The sequence below is a fragment of the Rathayibacter sp. AY1B7 genome (genome assembly GCF_002932735.1).
GTDB lineage: Bacteria > Actinomycetota > Actinomycetes > Actinomycetales > Microbacteriaceae > Rathayibacter.
In genome coordinates this window covers 1-15,678 of record NZ_PSWK01000017.1, presented here as the reverse complement: position 1 = coordinate 15,678, position 15,678 = coordinate 1, and the positions used below count along the sequence as shown (strand labels likewise).

The following is a 15,678-nucleotide window of genomic DNA, read 5'->3' as shown; positions in this document are numbered from 1 at the left end:
ACCGATGAAGACCCTCATCACCGGCGGGACGGTCGTCAACGCGACCGGCACCGGAGCAGCAGACGTCCTGATCGACGGCGAGACCATCGCCGCAGTCCTCGCCCCCGGCTCCACGCTGCTGGGCTTCGACCTGGCGGCCCACGTCGACCGGGTGATCGACGCGAGCGGCAGGTACGTGATCCCGGGCGGGATCGACGCGCACACGCACATGGAGATGCCGTTCGGCGGCACCTCCGCCTCGGACACCTTCGAGACCGGCACGCGCGCCGCGGCCTGGGGCGGCACGACGTCGATCGTCGACTTCGTGGTGCAGTACCCGGGCGAGAGCGTCGTCGACCGGTTCCAGGCGTGGCAGGAGAAGGCGGCCGGCAACTGCGCGATCGACTACGGCTTCCACCAGATCCTCTCGGACGTGCAGGACTCCTCGCTCGTCGCGATGGACGAGCTGATGCGCGAGGGGGTGACCAGCTTCAAGCTGTTCATGGCCTACAAGGGCGTGTTCCTCTCGGACGACGGGCAGATCCTCCGGGCGTTCCAGAAGGGCGCGGAGAACGGCGCGATGATGATGATGCACGCCGAGAACGGCGCCCTCATCGACGAACTGGTGAAGCAGACCCTCGCCGCCGGGAACACCGCGCCGTACTTCCACGGCACCTCTCGACCCTGGCAGGCGGAGGAGGAGGCGACGCACCGGGCGATCATGATCGCCGACCTCACCGGCGCGCCGCTGTACGTGGTCCATGTCTCCGCGAAGCAGGCGGTGGAGCAGATCGCGCAGGCCCGCGACCGCGGCATGAACGTCTTCGGCGAGACCTGCCCGCAGTACCTCTACCTCTCGCTCGAGGAGCAGCTCGGCGCGCCGGGCTTCGAGGGCGCGAAGTGGGTGTGCTCCACGCCGCTGCGCTCGAAGGCGGAGGGGCATCAGCACCACATGTGGCAGTCGCTGCGCACCAACGACATCCAGATGGTCTCGACCGACCACTGCCCCTTCTGCATGAAGGGCCAGAAGGACATGGGGATCGGCGACTTCTCGAAGATCCCCAACGGCATCGGCTCGGTGGAGCACCGGATGGACCTGATGTACCAGGGCGTGGTGTCGGGGCAGATCTCCCTGCCGCGCTGGGTCGAGCTCACCTCGACCACCCCGGCGCGGATGTTCGGGATGTACGGGAGGAAGGGCGTCATCCAGCCCGGGGCCGACGGCGACGTCGTCGTCTACGACCCGAGCGGGCACACCTCGATCGGGATCGGCGAGGGCCGAAGCCACCACATGAACATGGACTACTCGGCCTGGGAGGGCTTCGAGATCGACGGCCACGTCGACACGGTGATCTCCCGCGGCAGGGTCGTCGTCGACGACGGCTCCTACGTCGGCACGAAGGGCGACGGGGCGTACATCCCGCGCGGTCTGAGCCAGTACCTGATCTGAGCCGGCACCCGATCCGAGCCAGCACCTGATCGAGCAGAAGGAACCCCATGGACTTCGGAGTCGTCCTCCAGACCAACCCGCCCGCCTCGCGCACCGTCGCGCTCGCCGTCCTCGCGGAGACGCACGGCTTCGACTACGCGTGGACCTTCGACTCGCACCTGCTCTGGCAGGAGCCCTACGTGATCTACTCGCAGATCCTCGAGAGGACGCACCGGATCACGGTCGGCCCGATGGTCACCAACCCCGCCACGCGCGACTGGACGGTCATCGCCTCGCTGCACGCGACGCTCAACGAGATGTACGGGAACCGCACGGTGTGCGGGATCGGACGCGGCGACTCGGCGGTGAGGGTGACCGGAGGAGCTCCGACGACGCTCAAGACGCTGCGGGAGTCGATCCACGTCATCCGCGAGCTCGCCAACAGCCGTCCGGTCGAGTACAACGGCCAGACGCTGCAGTTCCCGTGGAGCCGGGGCTCGTCCCTGGAGATGTGGGTGGCCGCCTACGGCCCGCTCGCCCTGAAGCTCGCGGGCGAGGTCGGCGACGGCTTCATCCTGCAGCTGGCCGACGTGGACATCGCGCGCTGGATGATCGGCGCCGTCAAGGAGGCGGCGGCGAACGCCGGCCGGGATCCCGAGTCGCTGCAGTTCTGCGTCGCGGCGCCGATGTACATCGGCACCGACCGGGAGCACATGCGCGACCAGTGCCGCTGGTTCGGCGGGATGGTCGGCAACCACGTGGCCGACATCGTGGGCCGCTACGGCGCCTCCGGAGCGGTGCCGCAGGCGCTGACGGACTACATCGCCGGGCGCGAGGGCTACGACTACAACGAGCACGGCCGCGCGGGCAACAGCCACACCGCCTTCGTGCCGGACGAGATCGTGGAGCGCTTCTGCGTGCTGGGCACGGCGGACGAGCACGTCGAGAAGCTCCGGGCGCTCGCCGACATCGGCGTGACGCAGTTCGCGGGCTACCTCCAGCACGACAACAAGGAGGAGACGCTGCGCGTGTACGGCGAGCGGATCATCCCGGAGCTGCGCGAGCACATCGTGGCCCGCGCATGAGACCGGCCCTCGCGCGCGGGCTCGTGCTCGGCGCCGCCGGGCTGCTCCTGCTCGCGCTGGTGTGGGAGGGCTGGAAGGTGCTCGGGCCCGAGGCCGGGGTGGTCGTCGGAGGAGTCACGGTGCTCCCGCGCACGAGCGCCATCGCGATGCCCCACCTCTGGGAGATCGCGGCCCGGCTCGGCGAGCCGGTCACCGGAGCGCGGAACGCCCCGGCGCTCTGGTCGGCCGTCCTGGGGGCGAGCGCCTTCTCGCTCGGGATCGCCGCGGTCGGCTGGGTCGTCGGCACGGTCGTGGGGCTGCTCCTGGCTCTCCTGATGCAGCGGTTCCGCACGGCGGAGTCGGCGGTGCTGCCCTGGATCGTGCTGAGCCAGACGGTGCCCCTGATCGCGATCGCGCCACTGGTGCGGCGCTGGGGGTCGCAGCTCGAGCTCGGACCGGTGACCTGGGAGAACTGGATGTCGGTGGCCCTGATCGCCTCCTACCTCGCGTTCTTCCCCGTGTCGATCGGGGCGCTCCGCGGGCTCGGCTCGCCGACGGCGCACCAGGTCGAGCTGGTGCACGTGTACGGCGTCGGCTGGTGGAAGACGCTGGTGCGCCTGAGGCTCCCGGCGAGCGTGCCCTACCTGCTGCCGGCCCTCCGGCTCGGAGCGGTCAGCGCCGTCGTCGGCACGATCGTCGCCGAGGTCTCGATCGGCCTGCGCGGCGGGATCGGCCGCATGATCATCGAGTTCGCCTCCGCTGCCGGAGGCGACCCCGCCAAGCCCTGGGCGCCGATCCTCGGGGCGGTGCTGGTGGGCCTCGCGGCCGCCGGCGCCGTCGCTCTGCTCGGCACCCTCCTCCGTCCGTACCGCCGAGGGGAGCAGCCCGCATGAGCACTGCAGGATCCGCGGTCGTCGTCGACTCCGTCACGAGGACCTTCACCACCGCCCGCGCCGCGAGCGTCACGGCGCTCCAGGACGTCTCGCTCGAGGTGGCCGCGGGGGAGTTCGTCTCGCTGATCGGCCCGTCCGGCTGCGGCAAGTCGACGCTGCTGCGGCTGATCGCCGACCTCGACGAGCCGGACTCCGGCTCGATCGCCGTGTTCGGCAAGACGGCCCGGCAGGCGAGGCTCGACCAGGACTACGGGATCGCGTTCCAGCAGGCGGGCCTCCTGCCGTGGCGCACGATCCGGGCGAACATCGCCCTGCCGCTGGAGCTGCACGGCGTCGCCGCGACCGCCCGGCGCTCGCGCGTCGACGAGCTGCTGGCGCTGGTCGGGCTCGGCGACTTCGCCGACTCCTACCCGGACCAGCTCTCCGGCGGGATGCAGCAGCGCGTCGCCATCGCGCGGGCGCTCGCCGAGAGCCCGCGTCTGCTCCTCATGGACGAGCCGTTCGGGGCGCTCGACGAGATGACCCGCGAGCGGATGCAGACGGAGCTGCTGCGGATCCGGCGCGAGACCGGCGCCGCCGTCGTCTTCGTCACCCATTCGATCCCGGAGGCGGTGTTCCTCTCGGACCGCGTCGTGGTGATGTCGCCGCGGCCGGGCAGGATCCGCGACGTCCTCCCGGTCGGACTCCCCGGAGCATCCGAGCGCGACGCGGCGGTCAGGGAGGACACGGCGTTCTTCCGCGACGTGAGCGCCGTGCGCGAGCTGCTGCACGGGGATCCCGCCGCCGTGCCGCGCGGAGTGGAGAACCGGTGAGCACGACGGCGCTGGCGCGCAGCGTGCTCGCGCCGCTCGTGCTCGGGATCGCCGCGGTCCTGCTCTGGCAGGCCGGGGTCACCGCTCTGGCGATCCAGCCGTTCGTGCTCCCGTCGCCGCTGGCGATCGGACGGGAGTTCGCCGCGAACCTCGGCTCCGTCGCCGAGGGCAGCGCGGTGACCGGCCGCAACGCGCTGGTCGGCCTGCTGGTCGGCGCGGTGCTGGCGGTCGTGGTCGCCGGGCTCTCGGCGCTCGCGCGGGTCTTCGACGGACTGGTCGCGCCGATCGTGGCCGCGGCCGCCGTCGTGCCGATCGTCGCCCTCGCTCCGGTGCTCTACACGATGTTCGGAGCGAACGCCGAGACCGCGAGGCAGCTCGTCGCGGCGCTCGCCGTGTTCGTGCCGGTGTACGTGACGACGCTGCGCGGGCTGCGGCAGGCCGCTCCGGTGCACCGCGACCTGCTGAAGGCCTACGCGGCGACCCCCTGGCAGACCGCCCGCACGATCACGCTGCCGGGAGCAGTGCCTTACGTCTTCACGGGGCTCCGCATCGCCTCCTCGCTCGCGGTGATCTCGGCGCTGGTCGCCGAGTACTTCGGCGGACCCGTGGGCGGGCTCGGCAAGTCGATCACGACGGCGGCCTCGGGCAGCGACTACGCGCTCGCCTACGCCTACGTCCTGGGCGCTGTGCTCGTCGGCCTCGCGTTCTACTGCGTGACGGCCGCGCTCGAGGCGTTCGCGCTGCGCCGCAGCCGGCTGCGCTGAGCGCGGCGCCGCGCGTCCCCGCACCCTCCTCGATCCTCCCGATTCCCGATTCCCGACTCCACCCGACGCACCATCCGCACCGCCCGCATCATCAGCGCCACCTGCACCACAGCACCACCTGCACCGCCGCACCACGGGGCGCGCCGCACCGGCGACCCCGCAGACCGCACCAGGAGGACCCGTGACCAGACGCACCCGCATCACCCTGACGACGACCGCCGCCTTCGCGGCCGTGGGCCTCGCGCTCACCGGCTGCAGCGCCTCCGGCGGCTCCGACCCGGGGTCCGACTCCGGCTCCGGCGGCCTCACGCCGGTCACCCTGCAGCTGCAGTGGGTGGCCCAGGCGCAGTTCGCCGGGTACTACGCCGCGCTCGACCAGGGCTACTACGAGGACGAGGGCCTCGACGTGACGATCGCCGAGGGAGGCGGCGACATCGTCCCCCAGGACGTGCTCGCCTCGGGCGACGCGGACTACGCCATCTCCTGGGTGCCCAAGGTCCTCGGCTCGATCGAGCAGGGGGCCGGGATCACCGACGTCGCGCAGATCTTCGAGCGCAGCGCCACCACGCAGATCTCCTTCAAGGACAAGGGGATCACCTCGCCCGCCGACCTCGCCGGGAAGAGCGTGGGCAGCTGGGGCTACGGCAACGAGTGGGAGCTGTTCGCCGGCATGCAGAAGGACGGCGTCTCCCTCGACGACATCTCGCTGGTGCAGCAGCAGTTCGACATGAACGGCTTCCTCGCGGGCGACATCGACGCGGCCCAGGCGATGACCTACAACGAGTACGCCCAGGTCCTGGAGACCGTGAACCCCGCCACAGGCGAGCTGTACCAGCCGGACGATCTGAACGTCATCAGCTGGAACGACGTGGGCACCGCGATGCTCCAGGACGCGATCTGGGCGGACGCGGGCAGGCTCGCCGACGACGACGCGTACGCCGAGCAGACGGTCGCCTTCATCAAGGCCTCGATCAAGGGCTGGATCTTCGCGAAGGACGATCCGCAGGCGGCGGCCGACATCGTGACCGCGGCCGGATCCACGCTCGGCACCAGCCACCAGCTCTGGATGACCAACGAGGTCAACAAGCTGATCTGGCCCTCGACGAGCGGCGTCGGGATGATCGACGAGGCCGCGTGGCAGCGGACGGTCGACATCGCGAAGGAGACGGAGAACGAGACGGGAGCGACGATCATCAGCGCGGACCCGCCCGCCACCGCCTACTCGAACGAGTACGTCGAGAAGGCGCTCGCGGAGCTCGCCGAGGAGGGAGTGGACACGAGCGGTGCCGACTACGCGCCGATCGACGTGACGCTGGAGGCCGGCGGCGCCTGAGCCCGGACTCCGCCCCTCCCGGCTCCTCCCGGCCCCTCCCGCCCCGGAGGGGGCCGGGAGGGGTAGGCTGGACCCTCGTGACTACTTTCAAGAAGACGCCGTTCACCGTGAACGTGCGCGACCTCGTGAGGCGGCCGGGCGAGATGCGCGAGCACCGCCTCGAGCTCGAGGCGCCGGAGCAGTTCGGCGAGGGGATCGTCGCGGTCCGCAAGGGATCGGCCGTCGATCTCGACGTCCGGCTCGAGTCCGTGCACGAGGGGATCCTGGCCAGTGTCGAGGTGTCGGCGAGGGCCGACGGCGAGTGCAGCCGGTGCCTGACCGACATCTCCCTGCCTGTCGATGTCGAGTTCCAGGAACTTTTCGCGTACTCTTCTGACGAAGCTTTCGACTATGAGGTTCACGACGACCACGTGGATCTTGAACCTCTGGTCAGGGATGCGGTGGTTCTGTCGCTGCCGTTCCAGCCGGTCTGCCGGCCGGACTGTCCGGGCCTCGACCCCGTCACGGGGGAGCGGCTGGCCGATTCCTCCACGCCCGAACCCGAGGCGCCGCGCGACTCCCGGTGGGCCGCGCTCGCAGGGTTGAGCGAGGGGGACGGCGGGGCCGCAGCGCCCGGAGCTTCCACCGACAGAGCTTCCGCAGACAGCGGTGAGGGCGCGACCGCCCGCACCGAATCCGACTAGAGGTAGAGAAGAGAGAATCATGGCTGTTCCCAAGAGGAAGAAGTCCCGCGCGAACACCCACGCCCGTCGTTCGCAGTGGAAGGCCGAGGTCCCCACCCTCGTCAAGACCATCGAGAACGGCAAGGTCGTCTACAGCCTTCCCCACCGCGCCAAGGTCGTCGAGGACTCCGCGGGCACCGCGCTGTTCCTCGAGTACAAGGGCCGCAAGGTCGCCGACGTCTGATCCCGCTCCTGGTCCGCACGGCGCGGGGCGCACCGCCCCTCGACGAACGGACCGCGGTCCATGGTGAACCAGACCTCCGCACGACCCTCCAGCGACGACCGGTCGCGTCTGGAGGCCACGCTCGGCGTGAGCCTCGACGGTGAGCTCTTCGAGCTCGCCCTGACGCACCGGTCGTTCGCTTTCGAGCACGGCGGCATCCCGCACAACGAGCGCCTCGAGTTCCTCGGCGACTCGATCCTCGGGCAGGCCGTGACCGTCATGCTCTACACCGAGTACCCCGCCCTGAGCGAGGGCGACCTGGCCAAGCGACGGGCGAGCCTCGTCTCGACCGTCGCGCTCGCCGAGATCGCTCGCGGCATCGGCCTGGGCGAGTTCCTCCGCCTCGGACGCGGCGAGGAGCTGACCGGCGGCCGCGACAAGGCGTCGATCCTCGCCGACACCGTCGAGGCCATCATCGGCGCCGTCTACCTGGGCACCGGTCCCGACGCGGCCCGCGACCTGGTGCTGCGCCTGATCGCACCTCTGCGGGCCGATCCGCTCCGCTTCGGCGTCTCGATGGATCCGAAGACGAGCCTCCAGGAGGCGGCCGCCGAGCGCGGTGCGCCGGCCCCGCGCTACGAGATCGCCGCCACCGGCCCCGACCACAACAAGGTGTTCGTCGCCACCGTGATCGTCGGCGGACTCGTCACGGCCCGCGGCGAGGGGACGAGCAAGAAGGCGGCCGAGATGGCCGCCGCGCTCGACGCGTGGACGCGTCTGGCGGCCCCCGGCGCACCCGCCGCTCCCGCGGTCTCGGACTGACCGTGCCCGAGCTGCCCGAGGTCGAGGTGGTGCGGGCGGGTCTCGCTCCCGCGGTCACCGGCTCGCTGGTGACCGGCGTCGAGATCGTCGACGAGCGCTCGCTGAAGCGGCACGTGCATCCGCACGGGACCTTCGAGCGCCTGCTCGTCGGGCGTCGGCTCGAAGCGGCGGTGCGGCGCGGGAAGTTCCTCTGGCTGCCCGCCGGCCGCGACGAGGCGCTGCTGGTGCACCTCGGCATGAGCGGTCAGGTGCTGCTGCGCACGGCGGATGCGGCGCTGCCGCGGCTGGCGCGCATCCGGATCGGGATCGAGCACCCCGAGCACGGCGAGCTCGCCCTGCACTTCGTCGACCAGCGGATCTTCGGCTCGATGGCGGTCGACGCTCTGGTGCCGACCCCGGACGGAGCGCCGGGCGGCTACGCGGGCGAGGAGGTCCGCGGAGGCGGCTGGCTGCGCGCCGTGCCCTCGCAGGTCGCGCACATCGCCCGCGATCCGCTCGACCCCTCCTTCGACCTGGGCTCGGTCGTCGCATCGCTGGCGAGGAGGAGCAGCGGGATCAAGCGGGCGCTGCTCGACCAGACGCTCGTGAGCGGCATCGGGAACATCTACGCGGACGAGTCGCTGTGGGCGGCGGAGCTGCACCCGGAGCGGCCGAGCTCGTCGCTCGGCGAGGCGCGCATCCGCCGCCTCTTCGCCGAGGTGCGCTCGGTGCTCGAACGGGCGCTGGCCGAGGGCGGCACCAGCTTCGATGCGCAGTACGTGAACGTGAACGGCGCCTCCGGCTACTTCTCGCACAGCCTGCACGCCTACGGGCAGACGGGGAAGCCGTGCGCCCGGTGCGGCGCGGCGATCGTGCGGGTGCCGTTCATGAACCGCTCCTCGCACCTCTGCCCGCACTGCCAGCAGCTGCCGCGCTGACGCGCCGGGAGGCGCCGCCTCAGGCGGCGGCGTCGGCGGGCGCCGGAGCGTACCGGGAGTGGACGACGAGCTCGCCCAGCAGCGTCGCGACGAGCGTGATGACCGCGGCGATCGCCAGGCCGAGCCAGAGTCCGACCAGCAGGGCGAGCGCGCCGACTCCGGCACCCGCGGCGATCAGGACGATCGCCGCCGCGCGGCGGAACCACGGCTGACCGGAACCACCCGCCAGGCGGGAGTCCGCGGCGAGGCCGGTGATCGTCGAGGTCACGACGACCGTCGTGACGTCCTTGACGGCGAGGTGGCGGGCGGTCGCGGCCTGGAGGCCCATCGCCCCGCCCAGCACGCCGGTGACGGTGAAGGTGAGCGGCTCGGGGTGCTCGGGCACGACCGCTAGCACGATCGCCAGGACGCCGAGCAGGATGCCGACCACCGCGAAGAGCCAGGTCGAGCGCGAGGTCCAGCCCTTCTTCACCGGGCGGAGCACCCGGCCGCCGATCACGGCGCCGATCATGAAGGCGCCCAGCGCGATCAGGGGGCCGACCACGGGCAGGTCGGCCGCGCCGGAGAGGGCCATGCCGAGGATGACGACGTTGCCGGTCATGTTGCCGGCGAAGACGCGGTCGAGCCCGAGGTACCCGACGGCGTCGATGATGCCGGTCGAGAAGGTGAGGGCGAGCATCAGGCCGAGGGTCGCGCCCTCGGAGCGGGTGCGCAGGCGTCGGAACACGGGAGTCCTGTCGTCGGGGGCGGGTCTGGAGAATCGTGGCACACGCGTGCACATGCTCGAAACACGGCGCGGTTAGGGTCGGACGGCGCGGACGGGCCGCGCGGGAGGCGGACGCGCATGCGGTGGACGGAGTGGTCGGTGCAGCCCGGTGAGGGAGTGCCGCCGGGGGTCAACTACCTGCCGGCCGAGCCGGGTTCGGTGCTGTGGGGGCGCCTGCCGTGCGCGGCGGACGCCCCCGTGCTCACCGTCGACTCGGGGGCCGAGGTCGTCATCGACACGCTCAGCCACGAGGGCGTGCTGGAGGATCAGGGCCGCGATCCGGTCGCCTTCTTCGGCCGCCACGGAGTCGCTCCGGAGGGGGTGCTGCGCGACGCGGTCGCGCTCGCCGCGGACGGGCCGTTCCGCGACGGCGAGACGGACGGGCCGCACGTGGTCACGGGGCCGATCGCCGTCCGGGGAGCGCTGCCGGGGGACCTGCTCCGGATGACCCTCCTCGAGGCCGAGCCGCGCGTGCCGTACGGAGTCGTCTCGAACCGGCACGGCCGCGGGGCGCTGCCGGGCGAGTACCCGCTGCAGGAGGGGCCGTTCAGCGTCTTCGCGCGCGTCGACGAGGACGCGCAGGGCGGTCTCCGCGGCGTGATCCCGCTGGTGCCGGGAGGGGAGCGGGCCGCCCGGTTCCCGCTCCGGCCGTTCCTCGGGATCATGGGCGTCGCCGTCGCAGGGGAGGAGCGCCCGCACTCCGTGCCGCCCGGTGCGCACGGGGGCAACATCGACATCGCACTGCTGACCGCCGGAACCAGCCTCTACCTTCCCGTGCAGGTCCCGGGCGCGCTCGCGTACGTCGGCGATCCCCATTTCGCGCAGGGCGACGGCGAGGTGGCGCTGACGGCGATGGAGGCGAGCCTGCGCGTCCGGGTGCGCCTGGAGGTCGTCCCGCGCGCCGAGGCGATCGCGGCGTTCGGGGAGCTGCTCGGGCCGATGGGGGAGACCGGCGAGTTCCTCGTGCCCACCGGGATGGACGAGGACCTGGACGTCGCCGTGCAGAAGTGCGTCCGCGCGGCCATCGCGCTGCTGGCGGCCCGCTACGGGATGGACCCGGCTCACGCCTACGCCTACCTCAGCGCGGCGACCGACTTCGACATCTCGCAGGTGGTCGACCTGGTGAAGGGCGTGCACGCCCGCGTCCGGACGGCCGACTTCGATGACTGACCCGCGGGTGACGACGCTCGAGGGTGACCTGCCGGACGGGCTGGTGGACGCGGTCCTGGCGTACGAGGCGGCGCTCGGGGCTGACGACGTCGCGGCGCTCGCCGACGCGTTCGTGGACGCGCCGACGACGCTCCGGGGCGACGCCTCCGGACTGCTCGTCGGCCACGCGGTCATCACCGGCTTCCGGGGTCGTCGCGGCGGGGCGCCGGTGCGGGAGCTGGTCGAGCTGCACGTGCGGGCGGTCGATGCGGGCACGGCGCTCGTGGTCAGCGTGAACGCTCCGGCCCGTGGCGGGCGCGGGCTCGTCACGCAGCTGTGGTCGCGGGAGGGCGGGACCTGGCGGGTGCGCGCCGCGCAGGTGCAGGCGCCCTCGCCCGCGCTGGACCCCCGCGTCTGGCGGGCCGTCGGCGCGCCGCTCGTGCCGGCCGCCGGCTCCGGGACCCTCGACGGACTGGACGTCGCGGTCAAGGACCTCTTCGCGATCGAGGGCCAGCGGATCGGCGCCGGAGTGCCGGCCCGCCTCGCTTCCGCGCCGATCGAGGCGGCGACCGCTCCGGCCGTCGCGCAGCTGCTCGCAGCGGGAGCGTCGGTGCGCGGGATCGCTCAGACCGACGAGTTCGCCTACAGCATCGCCGGCCGGAACTCCGGCTACGGGACGCCGCCCAATCCGGCCGTGCCCGGAGCGATCCCGGGCGGATCGTCGAGCGGACCGGCGACCGCCGTGTCGCTCGGGCAGGCCGCCGTCGGGCTGGCGACCGACACCGCGGGATCGATCCGGGTACCCGCCTCCTACCAGGGCCTGTGGGGGCTGAGGACGACCCACGGTGCGGTGCCCGTCGAGGGGCTGCTGCCGCTGGCGCCGAGCTTCGACACCGTCGGGTGGCTGACGCGGGACCTCGGCACGCTGAGGCGGGTGGCCGAGGTCTGCCTGCCGTCCGAATCGCCGGTCCGGAGTCTCGCGGTGGCGCCGGCACTCCTGGGCGGAGTGGACGCGGCCGTTCGGGCGGCGTTCCGATCGGCGGTCGGGAGGATGAGCGCCGACGAGGTCGAGCTGCCGCCCGTGGCGGAGATGCTCGAGGCGTTCCGGCTCGTGCAGGCGGCGGAGGCGTGGCGGTCGAGCGGCTCGTGGGTCGCGGCGCATCCGGGAGTGCTGGCGGCGGACGTCCAGGCCCGCTTCGACGCGGCCTCGCTCGTAGACGAGCAGACGGAGGCGGACGCGCGGGCGCGGGTCGCGGGGTTCCGGGAGGCGCTCGACCGTGCGCTCGAGGGGCGGGTGCTCCTCCTGCCGTCGACGTCGTCGGTGGCGCCGGCCCTCGATGCGTCGGCCGAGGCGATCGACGCGGCGCGGACGGCGACGCTCGGCCTGACCTGCGTCGCTGGGATCGGCGGGTATCCGGCGCTGTCGATGCCACGATTGAGTGTCGGCGGCGCTCCGGTGGGGCTCTGCCTGGTGGGACCGCGGGGGTCGGATCTCGCGCTGCTGGAGCTGGCCGGCACGGTCTGAGAGGGGCCACGCCCGGAGCTCGTTCTCTCCCTCGTCGTGAATCGAGGCGGACTCCGTGACCCGTTCTCCCGCTCTCCGCCCCTTTCTCTTTCTCTTACTCTTTCTCTCTCGCTCTCTTTCTCTCTTTCTCTCTCTTTCTCTCTTTCTCTCTCGCTCTCTTTCTCTCTCGCTCTCTTTCTCTCTCGCTCTCTCGCTCTCTCGCTCTCTCGCTCTCTCGCTCCGTTCCTCCGTCGCTCCGTCGCTCCGTCCCTCGTCGTGGATCCGAGGCGGAAGCTGCGCCGTTGTGGCCGAGTCGCTGCGCTGACCGCTGTCCTCGAGTGCGATCTCAGCGGTGAGCAGGGGCGCCGAGCCCGGAGGGTGGAACGAGCCCGGGTGCAGCGAGTGCGGGCTCGGTGGACCGGTTCGTCGGCGGGCGCGTCGGACGACCGTCTTCCACGGCTCGGCCCTCGGCTGAGACAGGCCGCCGGCTCGGACCCGCGCGGCGCGAGCGGGCGTGCACGAGCACGCCCGCTGGAGCACGCGCTGGAGCATGCCCGCAGGAGCGCGGCTCCTTCCGCCGTCAGAACGGGGCGGCGCATCGCCGAAGGTCGGCCTGCGCCGCGGCGGCGCGGGCGGCGCGGGCGGATCGGGTGGACGGGTGACCACGCGGCGGCCCGTGGGGGTGGTCCAGTCGGCCGATCCGTCGGGGTGGAGCGTGTAGGTCCAGCGGTCGCCGTGGCGGACGTGGTGGTGGGGGACGCAGAGCGACGCCAGGTTGTCGAGGGCGGTGGCGCCTCCGTGACGCCACTCGAGCGTGTGGTCGGCCTCGGCGGTCGCCGCGGGCCGGGTGCAGCCGGGGAAGCGGCATGTCCGGTCGCGCAGCTGGAGGGCGAGGCGCATCCGCGGGGGAGGGAGGCGGTGCGTGCGTCCGACGGAGACCACGGCGCCCGTGCTCGGATGGGTGAGCACCGGGGTGACGGCCGAGTCGGCTCCGAGGAGCTCGCGCGCGATGCCGGCCGGGATGAGGCCGTAGCCGTCCAGTTCCGCGGGCGTCTCGTCCCGCCCGGGCGCGGTGCTCGCGGCGAGGGTCAGACGCACCTCGGCCCGGATGCCGCGAGCGGACGTATGCGGACGCTCGTCGCCCGGCGCCGTGCCGGACACGTCGCCGTCGCAGAGCAGGTCGACCAGGGCGTCGGCCCGCAGCTGCGCGAGCGTGCGCTCCTCCGCTGCACCGCTCCCGTCGCGGAGGGCGCGGGCGATCCGGTCGAGCCGCGCGAGCGCACCGAAAGCGGCCGGAGCGGGGAGGGTCGCGCAGAGCGTGGCCATGCCGTCCTGCTCGGGCGAGACCCGGACCGACCGGTCCTCCCGAGCGCGGGCGTGCCGGTCGGCCAGGGGACTCTCGTGGAGTTCGTCCCGCAGCCGGGCGAGGCGTCGCCGCAGCTGGGTCGGCGTCATCGAGGCGGCCAGTCCCGCGGCGCGCTCGTCGAACTCCGGGAGGGTGGCCGGCGGCAGGGTGGCCGCGACTCCGCAGATGATCTGCCCCGCCTCCCAGCGCAACCGCGCCTCGGCCAGCGCGGCGCGCGTGCAGGGCAGGTGGTCGACCAGCAGGCGGGCGTGCTCGAGCTCGCGCGCGGCCACACGCTCGGACACGGCGAGTGCGACGGCGAGCTCGGCCCGGACGGAGCGCTCCACGAGGTCGCGCGACTCGGCGGGAGACCCGCCGCGCGCGAACGCCTCCGGGCGACGCAGAGCAGCCGTGTACGCCTCGTGCAGCGCCTCGGCGGAGGCGAGGTGGAGCGGAGCCGCCGAGCGGGCGAGCAGCGCCGCGCGGTCGCCGAGGGCGCGGACCTCCTCGAGTCCCTGCCGCATCCCATCCGCCATACCCGTATTGAACCAGAGACCACCGACACGCGGGCCGCAGGTGCGTCCGATCGGGAGGACCCGCTTCCGGAGGACGCCTGTGGAGGAGCTTCTGTCGAGAATCTCGACCCCCCACACCGCGAAACACCGGCGAAACGTCCGTCGCATAGGCTCTCCGGGTGAAACGACTGTTTCTCTCCCGTTCGTGAAGAGGTGGCCCATGACCGCGCCCGCACCGTTCCTCCCCGTCGATCCGCCGCCGCGCCTGCTGATGGGGCCGGGCCCGATCAACGCGGATCCGCGCGTCCTGCGTGCGATGTCGGCGCAGCTGGTCGGGCAGTACGACCCGTTCATGACGGCGACGATGACGGAGACGCAGGAGCTGTACCGGCAGGTGTTCCGCACCCGCAACGAGAAGACGATGCTCGTCGACGGCACGAGCCGTGCGGGCATCGAGGCGGCGCTGGTCTCGATGCTGGAGCCGGGCGACCGCGTGCTCGTGCCGGTCTTCGGGCGGTTCGGGCACCTCCTCCGGGAGATCGCGGAGCGCTGCGGCGCGGAGGTGCACGTGATCGAGGCCGAGTGGGGGCAGGTCTTCCCCGTCTCGGCGATCGCCGAGGCCCTGGCCCGGGTGAAGCCGAAGATGCTGGCCGTGGTCCACGGCGACACGTCGACCACCATGGCGCAGCCGCTGGAGGAGCTCGGCGCCCTCTGCGAGAAGCACGGCGCCCTCTTCTACACCGACGTCACCGCCTCCCTCGCGGGCAACGCCTTCGCGACCGACGAGCTCGGGCTCGACGCGGTCACCGCGGGGCTCCAGAAGTGCCTGGGCGGCCCGTCCGGATCGGCTCCCGTCACCTTCTCGGAGAAGGCCGTCGCGGTGATCGAGTCGCGCAGGAGCATCGAGGCGGGGATCCGCGACGAGGGCGACACTGTCAGCGCCCGCCGCGTCCGCTCCAACTACTTCGACCTCGGCATGATCTTCGACTACTGGGGGCCGCGCCGACTCAACCACCACACCGAGGCGACCACGATGCTCTACGGCGCGCGCGAGTGCGCACGCATCGTCGTCGAGGAGGGCCTGGACGAGACGGTCGCCCGCCACGCGCTGCACGGGTCGGCGATGCTCGCCGGAGTCCGCGGCCTCGACCTCGAGGTGTTCGGCGACGTCGGCCACAAGATGACGAACGTCGTCGCGGTGCGCATCCCGCAGGGCGTGAACGGGGACGCGGTGCGCGGGGAAATGCTCGCCGACTTCGGCATCGAGATCGGCACGTCCTTCGGGCCGCTGCACGGGAAGGTCTGGCGCATCGGCACGATGGGCTACAACGCCCGGACGGACGCGGTGCTGACCACTTTGTCGGCGCTGGAGGCGGTGCTGCGCCGCGCGGGCGCCTCCGTGCCGGTGGGCGGCGGAGTCGCCGTGGACCACGGCCAGCATCTTCGGCTTCACCCGGGCCAGGGCCTCGGCGATCGCCGAGACGCGGACGACCTGCCCCCC

Annotated in this window: 14 protein-coding genes and 1 pseudogene; 13 read left to right on the top strand and 2 right to left on the bottom strand. The window is 72.5% G+C overall.

The window, feature by feature from the left end:
• Positions 1-4: 4 nt before the first annotated feature.
• From hydA to mutM, 10 genes are all read left to right on the top strand, one after another.
• A complete protein-coding gene (hydA, locus tag C5C95_RS10540) occupies positions 5-1,429 on the top strand; it encodes a dihydropyrimidinase (protein ID WP_104324405.1) in 1,425 nt (474 codons plus the stop codon).
• Positions 1,430-1,476: 47 nt separating this feature from the next.
• A complete protein-coding gene (locus C5C95_RS10535; protein WP_104226663.1) occupies positions 1,477-2,493 on the top strand; it encodes a TIGR03842 family LLM class F420-dependent oxidoreductase in 1,017 nt (338 codons plus the stop codon).
• Complete coding sequence (locus C5C95_RS10530; RefSeq protein WP_104324404.1) at positions 2,490-3,365, top strand: ABC transporter permease; 876 nt, start codon at positions 2,490-2,492, stop codon at positions 3,363-3,365. The genes C5C95_RS10535 and C5C95_RS10530 overlap by 4 nt, the downstream gene beginning before the upstream one ends.
• Positions 3,362-4,177 carry an ABC transporter ATP-binding protein gene (locus C5C95_RS10525; RefSeq protein ID WP_104234205.1) on the top strand — a complete coding sequence of 272 codons (816 nt, stop codon included), beginning with the start codon at positions 3,362-3,364 and terminating at the stop codon, positions 4,175-4,177. Before C5C95_RS10530 ends, C5C95_RS10525 begins: the two co-directional genes overlap by 4 nt.
• Entirely contained in the window at positions 4,174-4,941 is a 768-nt protein-coding gene (locus C5C95_RS10520; RefSeq protein ID WP_104234206.1) for an ABC transporter permease, read from the top strand. The genes C5C95_RS10525 and C5C95_RS10520 overlap by 4 nt, the downstream gene beginning before the upstream one ends.
• Before the next feature lie 181 nt (positions 4,942-5,122).
• On the top strand, positions 5,123-6,274 hold the full coding sequence (locus C5C95_RS10515) for an ABC transporter substrate-binding protein (RefSeq protein ID WP_258072659.1): 1,152 nt from the start codon (positions 5,123-5,125) through the stop codon (positions 6,272-6,274).
• Positions 6,275-6,417: 143 nt separating this feature from the next.
• Positions 6,418-6,957 carry a DUF177 domain-containing protein gene (locus C5C95_RS10510; protein WP_104226701.1) on the top strand — a complete coding sequence of 180 codons (540 nt, stop codon included), beginning with the start codon at positions 6,418-6,420 and terminating at the stop codon, positions 6,955-6,957.
• Between the two features lie 19 nt (positions 6,958-6,976).
• Entirely contained in the window at positions 6,977-7,180 is a 204-nt protein-coding gene (gene rpmF, locus C5C95_RS10505; protein ID WP_104223482.1) for a 50S ribosomal protein L32, read from the top strand.
• A 60-nt stretch (positions 7,181-7,240) separates the two neighbouring features.
• The gene (rnc, locus tag C5C95_RS10500) at positions 7,241-7,981 is read left to right on the top strand and encodes a ribonuclease III (protein ID WP_104250952.1); all 741 of its coding nucleotides are present in this window, start codon (positions 7,241-7,243) and stop codon (positions 7,979-7,981) included.
• Positions 7,982-7,983: 2 nt separating this feature from the next.
• Positions 7,984-8,898: a bifunctional DNA-formamidopyrimidine glycosylase/DNA-(apurinic or apyrimidinic site) lyase gene (gene mutM, locus C5C95_RS10495; protein WP_104283536.1), complete on the top strand. Its 915-nt coding sequence runs from the start codon at positions 7,984-7,986 to the stop codon at positions 8,896-8,898.
• Between the two features lie 19 nt (positions 8,899-8,917).
• On the opposite strand, the gene C5C95_RS10490 is transcribed toward mutM, so the two are convergent.
• A complete protein-coding gene (locus C5C95_RS10490) occupies positions 8,918-9,625 on the bottom strand; it encodes a YoaK family protein (protein ID WP_308471518.1) in 708 nt (235 codons plus the stop codon).
• Between the two features lie 117 nt (positions 9,626-9,742).
• On the opposite strand from C5C95_RS10490, the gene C5C95_RS10485 reads away from it, so the two are divergent.
• Positions 9,743-10,834 carry an acetamidase/formamidase family protein gene (locus C5C95_RS10485; RefSeq protein WP_104324402.1) on the top strand — a complete coding sequence of 364 codons (1,092 nt, stop codon included), beginning with the start codon at positions 9,743-9,745 and terminating at the stop codon, positions 10,832-10,834.
• The gene (locus C5C95_RS10480) at positions 10,827-12,338 is read left to right on the top strand and encodes an AtzH-like domain-containing protein (RefSeq protein ID WP_104324401.1); all 1,512 of its coding nucleotides are present in this window, start codon (positions 10,827-10,829) and stop codon (positions 12,336-12,338) included. Before C5C95_RS10485 ends, C5C95_RS10480 begins: the two co-directional genes overlap by 8 nt.
• A gap of 912 nt (positions 12,339-13,250) precedes the next feature.
• Here the strand turns inward: C5C95_RS10480 and C5C95_RS18010 are convergent.
• Positions 13,251-14,186 (bottom strand): annotated as a pseudogene (locus C5C95_RS18010) (DUF222 domain-containing protein); the annotation flags it as partial.
• Positions 14,187-14,397: 211 nt separating this feature from the next.
• Here C5C95_RS18010 and C5C95_RS10470 point away from each other — a divergent pair.
• A partial coding sequence (locus C5C95_RS10470; protein WP_258072657.1) for an alanine--glyoxylate aminotransferase family protein occupies positions 14,398-15,678 on the top strand: 1,281 nt, incomplete at its 3' end.